This window comes from Lentzea cavernae (genome assembly GCF_014653695.1).
In the GTDB taxonomy this organism is placed as follows: domain Bacteria; phylum Actinomycetota; class Actinomycetes; order Mycobacteriales; family Pseudonocardiaceae; genus Lentzea; species Lentzea cavernae.
Genome location: NZ_BNAR01000006.1, coordinates 528246 through 540550 on the forward strand (window position 1 = coordinate 528246; position 12305 = coordinate 540550).

A 12305-nucleotide genomic window follows, 5' to 3' on the forward strand; every position below is an offset into this window, starting at 1 on the left:
CCGTCACTCAGCGCACCACGACCCGGCAGATCACATCACCCGATCGGCGCAGCAAGGGGTTTTCCCGAACCTCCCACGGCACAGGCCGACATCAGGAAAAGTTGTCACGTGACCTTCGACGTGGCAGGGGAAGCCGCAAAAGTCGTGCACGACCGCTCGGCGGCGTGGCGCTTCATCGAGGGTTTCGCGGCCGCGTGGGCCGAGCCGATCGAACCGCAGGACGGCTGGAACCACGCCGACCTGAACGCCGCCGAGGACCGCCTCGGCGTGCGGCTGCCGGGTGCGGTGCGCGACGCCTACGCGTTGTTCGGCAAGCGCCCCGACCTCACGAGCAACCAGGACTGGCTGCTCACCCCGAGCGAGCTGCGGCTGGACGGCGAGGTGGTCGTCTTCCGCAGGGAGATCCACGCGGTCACCTCGTGGGGAGCGGCCCTCGACAGTCCCGACCCCGCCGTCGTGCACGAGACGGAACGCGGCTGGGAACCGTGGCTCCCGCACTTCTCCGCCGCCTGCGTGGAGCTGGTGCTGTCCGAGGCCCTGTTCCGCGACGGGGCCGTGACAGCCGACAGGGAGACGTCCGCGGCGGACGCCTCCCTGTTCGAAGAGCACTTCGCACTGCTGTCGCTGCACAGTCCTGGCAGCCGCTGGTTCGTCAGCGACGACCTGATCGTGCGCGAGGACGACGGCGAGTGGCTGTGGGCCCGTGCCCGCACACCGGAGGCGCTGGACCTGCTGATCCGGCGACTCCCCGGCGAGTGGACGACCGACTAGCCCTGAGTCCCCGGCGAGGACGCCTCGGCGTTGCCCGCGACGCCATAACGACCGGAACGGCCCTCCAGCTGTTCGCGCAACGCCATCACCACGACGACCTGACCCGCCGGGGTGTCGGAGTTGTCCACGGAGGACAGGATCGAGGTCGCGGCGGTGTCCGCGCGGACCACGCCGATCGCACCCGTGCCGTTCGCCGAGCCGCTCGCACCGGCCAGCACGACGCCGGCGCCGGACCGGTCGAGCTGCGTGGCGAACCGCGCGACCGTCGAGGCCCGGTCCGCGGCCGAGTCACCGATCGCGGCGCCCCCGGTCAGCACGATCGCGAGCTGTGCGGGCTTCACGCCCGAGGTCGCCTTCACGAACCCCGCGTTGGTGAGGCCGGACACCGCGGACGCCATCTCGTCCGGCGTGGCCTGCGGTTCGTTGTTGGTGGGGTTGAGCAGCAGCAACGTCCCGAACAGGCCACCGGCGCGCGTGCCGGGGTCGGCGGCCGTGGGCAGCTGCGAACCGGCGGGCTGCAGCCGTGCCACGAGGTCGCGCAGCTGGTCGCCGCGCGACGGGTCGGAGAACGCGTCTGTCAGCTGGACCTCGCCGGTGACGGTGGCGCTCGCCGACTTCAGCAGGCCGGTGAGAGCGTCCCGATCGGACGGACGGGCGTCCGCGGTGGTCACGATGACGACCGTGCGGTCGGTGAGCCGGTCCTTGACGGCGAGAGGCCCGACGGACGCGGCGAACTTGTCCGCCTCGGTCAGCTTGGCGTTCAACGCGTTGCGGTCGTTCTGCAGGTCGTTCACCTGCTGTGCCAACGTGTTCTTCTCGTCGCTCAGCCCCGACAGCAGCCGCCCGCTGATCGCGGTCGACCCCAGCACGACACCGACCGCCAGCGCGAGGAACACCGCGGTGATCGAAACTATGTGGTAGCGCAACGTGATCACGTGAACAACCCCTTGAACCAGTTGACGACGGAGTGCCAGCCGTCGACCACGATGTCGACGTAGACGTGACCGACGCCGGACACCGCGAGGGCCGCCGCCATGGCGGCGATCGCGGCGGCGACCAGCAGGACGATCACGCCCAGCGAGACCCGGCTGCGGTGCAACGTCGCGACGGCCTCCCCGTCGACGAGCTTGCTGCCGAGCTTCAACCGGGTGAGGAACGTGGAGGGGTTCGAACCGGAGTGCCCGCGGTCGAGGAACTCGCGCAGCGTCGCGCGCAGCCCCACCGTCACGACCAGGGACGCCCCGTGTGCTTCAGCGAGCAGCAAAGCCAGGTCCTCCGCGTTGCCCGACGCGGGGAACGTCACCGCGCCGATGCCGAGGTCCTGGATCCGTTGCAGGCCCGGCGCGTGGCCGTCGGTCTGCGCGGGCACGACCACCTCGGAGGCCGCGCGCAGTGACGCGGTGCCGATGCCGTCGGGGTCGCCGACGATGATGTCCGGCTTGAGGCCGGCGTCGTGCAGCGTGTCCGCGCCGGTGTCGACGCCGATCAGGACCGGCCGGTACTCGCGGATGTACTTGCGGAGCTTGCGCAGCTCCTCGGCGTGCGACGGGCCGCCCGCGACGACGAGCACCTGCCGGTCGCGCATCGGCACGTACACCTCGGGCACGCCGACGCCGTCGAGCACCAGCGCGCGTTCGCGGCGGAGGAACTCGATGGTGTTGGCGGAGAAGGCTTCCAGCTGAGCCGACATGCCGGCCTTCGCTTCGATCATCGCGTCGGCGATGCTCTCCGCGTTCTGCTCGACCCCCTTGGCGAGCTCGCGTTCCCCGGCGTACACGACACCCTCGTGCAGCCGGATCTTCGTGCCTTCCTTGATCTCCCGCAGCGCGACGGCGCCGACGTTGTCGATCAGCGGGATGCCGGCCTCGATCAGCAGTTCCGGCCCCAGGTTGGGAAAGCGGCCGGAGATCGACGGCGACGCGTTCACGACGCCGACGACCTCGGCCGTGACGAGCGCCTCGACGGTGCGCCGATCGAGGTCGACGAGGTCCATCACGGCGATGTCACCGGCACTCACGCGCCGCACCAGGTCGCTCGCGCGCCGATCAACCCGCGCGACGCCCGTGACACCGGGAAGTTCGTGGTTGGTGCGGCTCAGCAGCCCGGAAAGCTTCATGGGCCGATAGTGACCCACGGTGCGGACGTGACCGGTGAGGCACGCCGGGCGATTCCAGGGGTCAGTCGTCGGGGTGAACTACCACAGCGCCGAAAGCGAGGACCACCGCACCCACCAGCACCCAGATCCCGTTGCCGAAACCGGCTTCCAGCGCCGGATCGATCGCGATGTTGCCTTCTTCGTGAAAGCTGATCGCGTTCAGCAGGTACACGAACAACATCCCGGTGACACCCGCGAGCCCGGCCGCTCCGGCGTAGGCGACCCTCCGCCACCGCGTCCCGGCCAGCAGGGCGGCGGCCGCCAGCACGACGGGGATGCCGAACAACGGACCGTGCTCGTCCTCGGTGCCACCGAACCGCGTGCTCCACCCCGTGGTCACGTACGCGGTCTGCGGCTGCCCGGGAGCGAGCCGGATCAGCAACTCGGACAACGGCAGGAACGTCGCCCCGGCCGCGGCCGCCGCCGCGAGTCCGAGCAGGACGATGCCGACGATCTTCCTCACGCCGCCGCCTCCCGTTGCAGCGCAACGGCTCCCGCGAGCGCGACCAGCGTTCCCAGCACGAGGAACACCAGCCCGAACCCGATCGCGAAGTCGCCCTGCTGGTCGAGGGCGTGCCCGCGTTCGGACACGACCAGCGCCGCGACGACACCGGCCGCGCCCACCTGCCCGGCCGCCCCGGCCAGTGCCGCGCGAGTGATCCAGATCCCCGCGACGAGCAACGCCAGCGTCACCACGACGGGCACCCCGTACCAGGGCGAGAGCTCTCCGGCGGGCCAGTCGCCGGGCTTGTCGACGATCTCCGTCCCCCACGCACGGACCACGACCTCGACACCCCCGGCGTACGCGGTCGAGTACCACGGCAGGACCATCGCCGTGGCGGTCAGCACCACTCCTGCCGCGATCAGCGCGATCGCCGTGGGTCTGCCGATCACCGGGTCTCCTGCTGCTCGTCGTTCGGGATCGCGATCCCGAACGGAGGCGTGTCGTCGTCACTGCCGAGCTGGTGCACGACCACCCCGTCCTCGTCTGCCGCCGTGTCCGGCGCGGGTTCGGTCTGCCGCTGCTGGGCGAGCCCCGCACCCACGAGTGCGATGATCGCCGCGGCGACCAGCAGGTACATACCGCCGTGGTAGTGCAGTTCCTGCTCGGGCGCCGGCGGCTGCTCGCCGAGGACCTGCGTCAGCGCGTACAGCTGTCCCGCGTAGAGGAGCACGACCCCGGCCAGCAGCCCGGCCGCGCCGGCGGCGAGCGGCCGTCCGGCGAACGCGGACCTCTCCCGCAGCAGCAGCACCACCGCGGCGACGATGACCAGTGACGACAGGACAACGGGCCACCCGGCGGCGTAGAACGCGGGCTGGTCGGGCCCACCGGTGGACGGCTCCGACGAGGCCGTCCACAACGTGGTGGTGATCGTCAGTCCGGACCCGAACGTCTTGTACACACTGCTGAACGTGGGCTGGAACGACGCGACGACGGCCAGCACCGCCCCCAGCACGAGCAGGACACCGGCGATCCGGCGGCGGTCAGTCACTCTTCGGCTCCACGATCACCGGATATCCGTAGGGCGGCGTGTCGGTGTCGTCCGCCTCGTCGTCGATCTGATGGATCACAACCCCCTCACCGGTCTCGGACGCGACCGCCCGAGGCAGTTCCTGGTGCAGCACCGCCGACACCACGGCCACCCCCGCGGCCACGATCAGCAGGGTGACCCCGTCACCCTGCTCCACCGCGACGGGCACGGGCGAGTCGATCTCGCCGAGCCCTTCCACGACTCCTTGGACCTGGGAGACGGCGGACCAGGCGGCCCCGAGGAGGACCCCGGCCCCGAGCAACGACCCGACCCGCATCGCCGGAACCCGGAACGCCAGCACCGCGGCCAGCGCCATGACCAGCGCGGCCCCCACGGCGGGCTCCCCGAACTCGAGGGGCCGGAGCAGCAGGATGTCGCGGAAGTCGTTGCGCTCCACCGCCCACGCGCTGGCCTCGTAGCGCAACGTCCGGCTGTTGACCACGACCTGCACCGAGTAGGCGGACAGGAACGTGGCCGCCACGGCCAGCCCGGCCGCGACGAACACCAGCACGGCCCCGAACACCCGGCGCGTGCTCACAGATCCGGTCACGCCTCCATCATGCCGAACCGCGGCGGAAACGCAGATCAGCTCTTCTTCTTGCGCCGCCGGACCACGGGAGCACTGGACTTGTCGGCCTTGGCCGCCGCCAGCAGTTCCTCGGCGTGGGCCCGGCCCGTGTCGGTCGAGTCCATGCCCGCCAGCATGCGGGCGAGTTCCACGACCCGTTGCGTCTCGTCCAGCTTCCGCACGGCGGACCGCGTGAACGTCCCGTCGGCCGACTTGTCCACGACGAGGTGACGGTCGGCGAACGCGGCCACCTGCGGCAGGTGCGTCACCACGATCACCTGGTGCGACCGGGCGAGCCTGGCCAGCCTGCGGCCGACCTCGACCGCGGCCCGCCCGCCGACACCGGCGTCGACCTCGTCGAACACCAGCGTGGGCACCGGGTCCGAGTGCGACAGCACCACTTCCAGCGCCAGCATCACGCGGGAGAGCTCACCGCCGGACGCGCCCTTGTGCACCGGCAGGGCGGGCGCGCCGGGGTGCGAGATCAGCCGCAGCTCGACGTCGTCCACGCCGGACGCCCCGGCGTGCAGGATCGACCGCCCGACGGGCAGCGCCTGCGCGTCCCCCGACTCGGCGTGCCGCGGCCGGACGGCCAGCTCCACGGAGGCGTGCGGCATGGCGAGCCCGTCCAGCTCCTCGGTGACGGCCTTGCCCAGTTCGAGGGCCGCGTCGACCCGTGCGGCCGTCACCTGGGCGGCGAGGGTGGCCAGTTCGACGGCCAGCTCGTCGCGGCGGGTGGCCAGACCGGTCAACGCCTCTTCGGACGTGTCCAGCCCGCCGAGCCTCGTCCGCGCGTCCTCGGCCCAGGCGATCACGCCGTCGACGTCGGCGGCGTACTTGCGGGTCAGCGCCTTGAGCTCGGCCTGGCGCTGCAGCACCGTCTCGAGGCGGCCGGGGTCGGCCTCCAGGTGGTCCAGGTAGCCGGAGATCTCGGCGCCGACGTCGGCCAGCAGCGTGGCGGCCTCGACCAGGCGCGGCTCCATCTCCCGCAGCTTCGGGTCCTCCGACGTGGAGAGCCTGCGGGCGGCCTCGGAGATCAGGCCCAGCGCGCCGGGGTTCTCCGGATCGCCCTCGAGCGACCCGGACACCGCGTACTGCGCGCCCTGGGCGGCCTCGCGGAGCTGGTCGGCGTCGGCGAGCCGGCGGGCCTCGTCGTGCAGCTCGGCGTCCTCGCCCAGCTGGGGCGCGACGGCGTCGATCTCGGTCAGGCCGTGCCGCAGCAGGTCGGCCTCGCGGGCCAGCTCGCGGGAACGCTCGGTGCGCTCCTTGAGCTCCGCCGACACGCGCAGCCACTCCTCGCGGACGGCCTGGTAGGCGCGCAGCGGCGACCCCACGTCGTCGCCGGCGAAGCGGTCCAGCACGCCGCGCTGCTCGGTGGGCCTCATGAGCCGCAGCTGGTCGTTCTGCCCGTGCACGGCGATCAGCTGCTCCGCCAGTTCGGACAGCACGCCGACCGGCACGGAGCGGCCGCCGACGTGGGCACGGGAGCGGCCGTCGGAGCCGACGGTGCGGATCGCGATCAGCGAACCGTCCTCGTCCGCCTCGCCGCCGACCTCCTCCGCCACCTTCGCGGCAGGGCTGCCCGCCGGAGCCTGGAAGCGGCCCTCGACCACCGCTTTGTCGGCTCCGGTACGCACCCGCGAAGCCTCTGCTCGGCCACCGCCCAGCAGGTGCAACCCGGTCACGACCATGGTCTTGCCCGCGCCCGTCTCACCGGTGACTACGGTGAACCCGGGGTCCAGTTCAAGGGTGGCCTCGTCGATCACGCCAAGGCCATTGATGCGCATCTCGGCCAGCACAGGGCGAACCTTACTTGTCGAGTCCGACATTTCCTCGCGGGCACCATAACGAGCGAGTGCCGACGCACCGAGCGGCGCGGTCAGCCTGCCGATGGTCCCCGCCATCCCTTCACCGGGAGGTCGAACTTCTCGACCAGCCGGTCCGTGAACGGTGCCTGGCGCAGCCGCACGACCTTGAGCGGCACCGCGCCCTCCACGATCTCGATCCGCGCGCCCGCGGGCAGCTCGAACGTGCGCCGCCCGTCCGCGGACAGCGCCGCGGGATGCCCGGTCGACTCGATCTCGAACGCGACGTGCGACTTCGGCGAGACCACCAGCGGTCGTGCGAACAGCGCGTGCGCGTTGCTCGGCACCACCAGGATCGCCTGCACGTCCGGCCACACGACCGGTCCGCCCGCCGAGAACGCGTACGCCGTCGAACCCGTCGGCGTCGCGCACAGCACGCCGTCGCAGCCGAACGCCGACACCGGCCGGCCGTCGACCTCGACGACGACCTCGAGGATGCGTTCGCGGATCAGCTTCTCGACGCTGATCTCGTTGAGCGCCCAGGTCTCGACGACGACCTCGTCGCTGACCTTGGCGATGAGGTCGAGCGTCATGCGCTCTTCCACGAAGTAGTCGCGTTCCAGCACGTGGCCGACGGCCTCGTGCAACGCGTCCGAGTCGGCCTCCGCGAGGAACCCGACCCGGCCCAGGTTGACGCCCAGCACCGGCACCCGCGCCGGGCGCGCGAGCTCCGCGCCGCGCAGGAACGTGCCGTCACCACCCAGCACCAGAACCAGCTCGGTGCCTTCGGCCGCGTGGTCGTCGGCGGGCACGACCTTGGTGCAGCACGACGGGCCGAGGTCACGCGCCTCGTCGTCGAGCACCCTCGTCGTGACGCCCCCGACCGCGAGACGGCCGGCGACCTGGCGGGCGAGATCGATGTTGCTCTGGTGACCGGTGTGGACGACCAGCAGGACTTCCCTCATTGGGGCCCTTCTTCGACGGCGGTGCGCACCATCTCCGCGGGGTCGACCGGGTCGCCCTTGCGAAGCCAGAGGAAGTACTCGACGTTGCCGGACGGGCCGGGCAGCGGGCTCGCGACGACCCCGTGCACGGCCAGACCGAGTTCGGCGGCGGCCCTGGTCACGTCGAGCACGGCTTCTGCGCGCAGCTCCGGGTCGCGCACGACGCCACCGGAGCCCAGGCGTTCCTTGCCGACCTCGAACTGCGGCTTGACCATCGGCAGCAGATCGCCTTCCTCGTCGAGGCACGCGGCCAGTGCGGGAAGCACAAGCCTCAACGAGATAAACGAAAGATCGGCCACCACGAGTTCAACTTTGCCGCCGATGTCCTCGGGCGTGAGGGTGCGGACGTTGGTCTTGTCCTTCACCACGACCCGGTCGTCGGTCTGCAGCTTCCAGTCCAGAAGCCCCCTGCCGACGTCGGCCGCGACCACCTGACGGGCGCCCTTGCGCAGCAGCACGTCGGTGAAACCGCCAGTGGACGCGCCGGCGTCGAGGCAACGCCTGCCGGTGGGGTCGATCTTGAAGCCCTCGAGCGCGCCGATGAGCTTGTGCGCGCCCCGGGAAGCCCAGTTCGGGTCGTCGCCGCTGTCCTTGACGACGACCGCGTCGGAGGTCTCCACCGCGGTCGCGGGTTTCGTCGCGACGGTGCCGCGGACCTTCACGCGACCGTCGGCGACGAGTTGGCTGGCGTGCTCACGGGACCTGGCGAGCCCCCTGCGCACGAGTTCGGCGTCGAGCCGCACCCTGCGAGACACTGTGCATCACACCTTGTCGATGCTCGACAGTGCGTCGGTGAGCGTCGCGTGCACGGCGTCGAACCGGCCCACGTGCTCCTCGAGCGGAACGTTCTCGAGCCCGTCGAGCCGCTCCAGCGCGCCTTCGATGGCGTCGGCCGGGTTGGGCGGCGGTCCGGGCAGGGGGTAGCTCACTCCTCTTACGGTAGCCGATGCAGTACCGACAGGTCCGCGCCGACATACGTGGGCCTTTGCTCACCCGGAAGCGCTTGCGCCTCTTGCTCCGTGGACACACCCGTGAGCACGAGCAGCGAGTCCATACCGGCGTTGACGGCACCGAGGATGTCGGTGTCGAGCCTGTCGCCGACGACCAGCGGACGGTGCGCGCCGAGGTCCTTCGCCGCCTGTTCCAGCAGCGGGGTGGCGGGCTTGCCGGCGACGAGCGGCTCCTGGTCCGTCGCGGCCTTCAGCGCCGCGACGAGGCTGCCGTTGCCCGGCAGGAGCCCGCGTTCGGTGGGCAGGGTGACGTCGACGTTGCACGCCACCCACAGCGCGCCGCCGCGGATGGCCACCGCGGCCTCGGCCAGTTCGCGCCAGCCGAGGTCCATCGACAGCCCTTGCAGGACCGCCACCGCGCCTTCGGCGGTGTCGGTCGGGATGAGTCCGCGCTTGAACACCTCGGCCTCCAGGGCCTTGGTGCCGAGCACGAGCACAGTGGACCGCTTCGGCAGGCGCTCGGCCAGCATGGCCGCGCCCGCCTGCGAGGAGGTGCTCACCTCGTCGACGCTCGTCTCGAACCCGAGCTCGACGAGGTGGTCAGCGACCGCCTGAGGTGAACGAGAGGCGTTGTTGGTGACGTAGCGGATCCCGACGCCCTTGCTTCTGGCCGCCGCAATCGCTTCGGCGGCACCGGGCACGGCCTCGGATCCTCGGTAGACGGTGCCGTCGAGATCGATCAGCAACGCGTCGTACCTGTCGACCAACGTCTCGCTCACTGCTGTGTGTTCTCCTCTGGGGTGGTCTCCTCGTGGGTCAGCTCGAACGCGCGCTCGGCGGCGTCCGTCTCCCCTTCGTCGTCGGCCTCGGCGGCGTTGAGGAACCACTTGACGGCTTCCTCGGTGCGACCGGCCGCGGCCAGGTTGTCGGCGTAAGCGTAGAAGAGCCGCGCGGAGTAGGGGTTGCGCTGCCCCGGGTCGAGGTCCGGACCCTGCAACGCGACGACCGCCGCGTCGAGCTGACCCATGTCACGACGAGCGCCGGCCGCGACGATGCGCAGCTCGATCTCGTCCTCCTGGCTCAGGTCCTTGACCGCCGGGTCCTTCGCGAGGTCGATGGCCCGCTCCGGCCGGCCCAGTGCCCGCTCGCAGTCGGCCATGATCGCCAGGTGGCCCGGTCCGTTCATCATCCGGCGGGCGGCCCGCAGCTCGCTGAGCGCCTCGGCCCACTCGTCCGCGAAGTAGGCGGTCAGACCCGCCGCCTCGCGCACGACGCCGACCCTCGCCGCCTTGCTGCGCGCGTACCGCGCGTGCTCCAGCGCCAGCTGCGGGTCTTCGTCGATCAGCAGCCCGGCCGCGGCCAGGTGCTTGCCGATGATCTCCGCGAGCCCCTTGGGCAGGCTGCGCAGCTCGAGCTTGATCTCCGGGTCGAGCAGCGACAGGTCGGCCTCGTCCGGCAGCGGCGGCCGTCCGCCACGGGGGGCGGGCGCCTCGTCGCGCTGCTCGTCGTCCGCACGGTCCTCGCCGGCGTCTTCCGCGCGAACCTCGGTGCCGTCGGCCTTCTCGCCGGCCTCGTCCGCCGTGTCCTCGGCCTTGACGTCGGCGTCGTCCGCCGCGTCACCTTCAGCGGAGTCGGCCTTGGGCTCTGCCTCGGTGCTCGCCTCACGGCCGGCGGCAGCGCGGGTGGCTGCGGCGCCGTCGCCCAGGCGGTAACCGGAGCGCTCGGCGCCCTGGCTCACCTCGGCGGTGCCGGCCGCGTCCTGAGCGGTGGCCTCGGCGGCGGTGCTGTCAGTCCCCGCGGTCTCCTGGTCGGAGATCCGGTCCTGGAACCGCGCCGCACGCTCACGGCTGCGCTCGTCACGGCGGTCGTCACGACGATCGTCGCGCTGCGGAGCGGAACGCGTGTCGTTGCGGTCGTCCCTGCGGTAGCCACCCCGGTCACCCGAGTCGCTCTTCCGGTAGCCGCCGCGGTCGTTCGAGTCGCTCTTGCGGTAACCACCGCGGTCGCTCGAACCCTGGCCGCGCTGACCACCGCGGTCGTCGCTCTTGCGGAACCCACCGCGGTCGCCACCGGAACGCTCACCGCGGAAGCCACCCCGGTCACCGGAGTCGCTCTTGCGGTAGCCGCCACGGTCGCCCGAGTCGTCCCTGCGGAAGCCGGGACGGTCACCCGAGCGCTCGCTCGAGCGGTCACCGCGATAGCCACCGCGGTCGCCCGACTCGCTCTTGCGGTAACCGCCACGATCGCTCGAGTCGTCCTTGCGGTAACCACCGCGGTCACTGGACCCCTGACCCCGGTACCCACCGCGGTCGTTCGAGTCGTCCCTGCGGAAGCCACCGCGGTCGCCGCCAGAGCGGTCGCCGCGGTAGCCACCGCGGTCACCCGACTCGCTCTTGCGGTAACCGCCACGGTCGCCCGAGTCGTCCTTGCGGTAACCGCCACGATCGCTGGAACCACCACGGTCGCCGCGGTAGCCACCGCGATCACCGGAGTCGTCCTTGCGGTAGCCCGGACGGTCACCGGAGCGGAACCCGCCGCGGTCGCTCGACTCGCTCTTGCGGTAGCCACCGCGATCGTTCGAGTCGTCCTTGCGGTAGCCGGGACGGTCGCTGGAGCCCTGACCACGGTAACCACCGCGGTCGTCGCTCTTGCGGAACCCACCGCGGTCGCTCGAGCCGCCGCGGTCGCCAGAGCGGAAACCGCCCCGATCGCCCGACTCGCTCTTGCTGTAACCGCCACGGTCGTTCGAGTCGTCCTTGCGGTAACCACCGCGGTCAATGGAGCCGCCGCGGTAACCGCCGCGATCGCCGGAGTCGTCCTTGCGGTAGCCGGGACGGTCACCCGAGCCCTGGCCGCGGTAACCACCGCGGTCGTTCGAGTCGCTCTTGCGGTAACCACCGCGGTCACTGGAGCCCTGGCCCCGGTAGCCGCCGCGATCGCCTGAATCGTCCTTGCGGAAGCCGGGACGGTCGCCGCGGTGACCACCGCTGCTGCGCTCGCCCGAGCCCTGCCCGCGGTAGCCGCCCCGGTCACCCGAGTCGCTCTTGCGGTAACCACCACGATCGCTGGAACCACCGCGGTCGCTCGAACGGTCGCCGCGGTAGCCGCCGCGATCACCCGAGTCGTCCTTGCGGTAGCCGCCGCGGTCGCTGGAGCTCGAGCCCTGGCCGCGGTAACCGCCGCCCGAGCCGGCGCGGTTGTCTCGACGGTCACCGCTCGTGGAGCGGTCACCGGAGCCTTCACCACGCGGGGAGTTGTTGCTGCTGCTGAACTTGCGATCGCCTGATGGACGGCCAGCGTCGGAATGGCGCGGTCGGTCTCCCTGGCCACGCTGACGGTCGCCGGGACGATCCCCGAACCTAGACACCAAATCCTCCTACTTGGACACGCTGAAAGGGGCCTGTGAGCGACGCACTGTAATTGTGCCCCGCGATCACAAGCCCCTTCAGGGAAGTAAAGTTCGGCGGCGACCTACTCTCCCACACCGTAACCAGTGCAGTACCATCGGCGCAGAAGGGCT

General features: G+C 71.4%; 13 protein-coding genes. 1 reads left to right on the top strand and 12 read right to left on the bottom strand.

Annotation, left to right across the window (positions count from 1 at the left end; genetic code table 11):
* The first annotated feature begins 108 nt into the window (after window positions 1-108).
* On the top strand, window positions 109-771 hold the full coding sequence (locus tag IE307_RS22865; RefSeq protein WP_191300780.1) for an SMI1/KNR4 family protein: 663 nt from the start codon (window positions 109-111) through the stop codon (window positions 769-771).
* Here the strand turns inward: IE307_RS22865 and IE307_RS22870 are convergent.
* From IE307_RS22870 to IE307_RS46900, 12 genes are all read right to left on the bottom strand, one after another.
* Window positions 768-1706, bottom strand: coding sequence for a copper transporter (locus IE307_RS22870; RefSeq protein WP_191300782.1), 939 nt, complete (start codon window positions 1704-1706; stop codon window positions 768-770). The two genes, IE307_RS22865 and IE307_RS22870, sit on opposite strands and share 4 nt — an antisense overlap.
* Window positions 1703-2887 carry a putative cytokinetic ring protein SteA gene (gene steA, locus IE307_RS22875; RefSeq protein ID WP_191300784.1) on the bottom strand — a complete coding sequence of 395 codons (1185 nt, stop codon included), beginning with the start codon at window positions 2885-2887 and terminating at the stop codon, window positions 1703-1705. The genes IE307_RS22870 and steA overlap by 4 nt, the downstream gene beginning before the upstream one ends.
* A 61-nt stretch (window positions 2888-2948) precedes the next feature.
* The gene (locus IE307_RS22880) at window positions 2949-3389 is read right to left on the bottom strand and encodes a hypothetical protein (protein ID WP_191300786.1); all 441 of its coding nucleotides are present in this window, start codon (window positions 3387-3389) and stop codon (window positions 2949-2951) included.
* Window positions 3386-3820, bottom strand: a complete 435-nt coding sequence (locus IE307_RS22885; protein WP_191300788.1) for a hypothetical protein — start codon at window positions 3818-3820, stop codon at window positions 3386-3388. The genes IE307_RS22880 and IE307_RS22885 overlap by 4 nt, the downstream gene beginning before the upstream one ends.
* Window positions 3817-4419, bottom strand: coding sequence for a hypothetical protein (locus IE307_RS22890; RefSeq protein WP_191300791.1), 603 nt, complete (start codon window positions 4417-4419; stop codon window positions 3817-3819). Before IE307_RS22890 ends, IE307_RS22885 begins: the two co-directional genes overlap by 4 nt.
* The gene (locus IE307_RS22895) at window positions 4412-5008 is read right to left on the bottom strand and encodes a hypothetical protein (protein WP_191300793.1); all 597 of its coding nucleotides are present in this window, start codon (window positions 5006-5008) and stop codon (window positions 4412-4414) included. The genes IE307_RS22890 and IE307_RS22895 overlap by 8 nt, the downstream gene beginning before the upstream one ends.
* A 35-nt stretch (window positions 5009-5043) precedes the next feature.
* Complete coding sequence (recN, locus tag IE307_RS22900; protein ID WP_191300795.1) at window positions 5044-6825, bottom strand: DNA repair protein RecN; 1782 nt, start codon at window positions 6823-6825, stop codon at window positions 5044-5046.
* 80 nt (window positions 6826-6905) lie between these two features.
* On the bottom strand, window positions 6906-7796 hold the full coding sequence (locus tag IE307_RS22905) for an NAD kinase (RefSeq protein WP_191300797.1): 891 nt from the start codon (window positions 7794-7796) through the stop codon (window positions 6906-6908).
* Window positions 7793-8590 (bottom strand): TlyA family RNA methyltransferase, encoded by a 798-nt coding sequence (locus IE307_RS22910; RefSeq protein ID WP_191300799.1) that lies wholly within the window; start codon window positions 8588-8590, stop codon window positions 7793-7795. The genes IE307_RS22905 and IE307_RS22910 overlap by 4 nt, the downstream gene beginning before the upstream one ends.
* Before the next feature lie 6 nt (window positions 8591-8596).
* Window positions 8597-8764 (bottom strand): hypothetical protein, encoded by a 168-nt coding sequence (locus IE307_RS22915; protein WP_191300801.1) that lies wholly within the window; start codon window positions 8762-8764, stop codon window positions 8597-8599.
* 5 nt (window positions 8765-8769) lie between these two features.
* Window positions 8770-9564, bottom strand: coding sequence for an HAD-IIA family hydrolase (locus tag IE307_RS22920; protein WP_191300803.1), 795 nt, complete (start codon window positions 9562-9564; stop codon window positions 8770-8772).
* Entirely contained in the window at window positions 9561-12152 is a 2592-nt protein-coding gene (locus tag IE307_RS46900; protein ID WP_191300805.1) for a hypothetical protein, read from the bottom strand. The genes IE307_RS22920 and IE307_RS46900 overlap by 4 nt, the downstream gene beginning before the upstream one ends.
* Window positions 12153-12305 lie beyond the last annotated feature (153 nt).

Coding starts and splice junctions, on each gene's coding strand:
- steA (WP_191300784.1), bottom strand. CDS start 2,887: ATGAAGCTTTCCGGGCTGCTGAGCCGCACCAACCACGAACTTCCCGGT.
- IE307_RS22905 (WP_191300797.1), bottom strand. CDS start 7,796: ATGAGGGAAGTCCTGCTGGTCGTCCACACCGGTCACCAGAGCAACATC.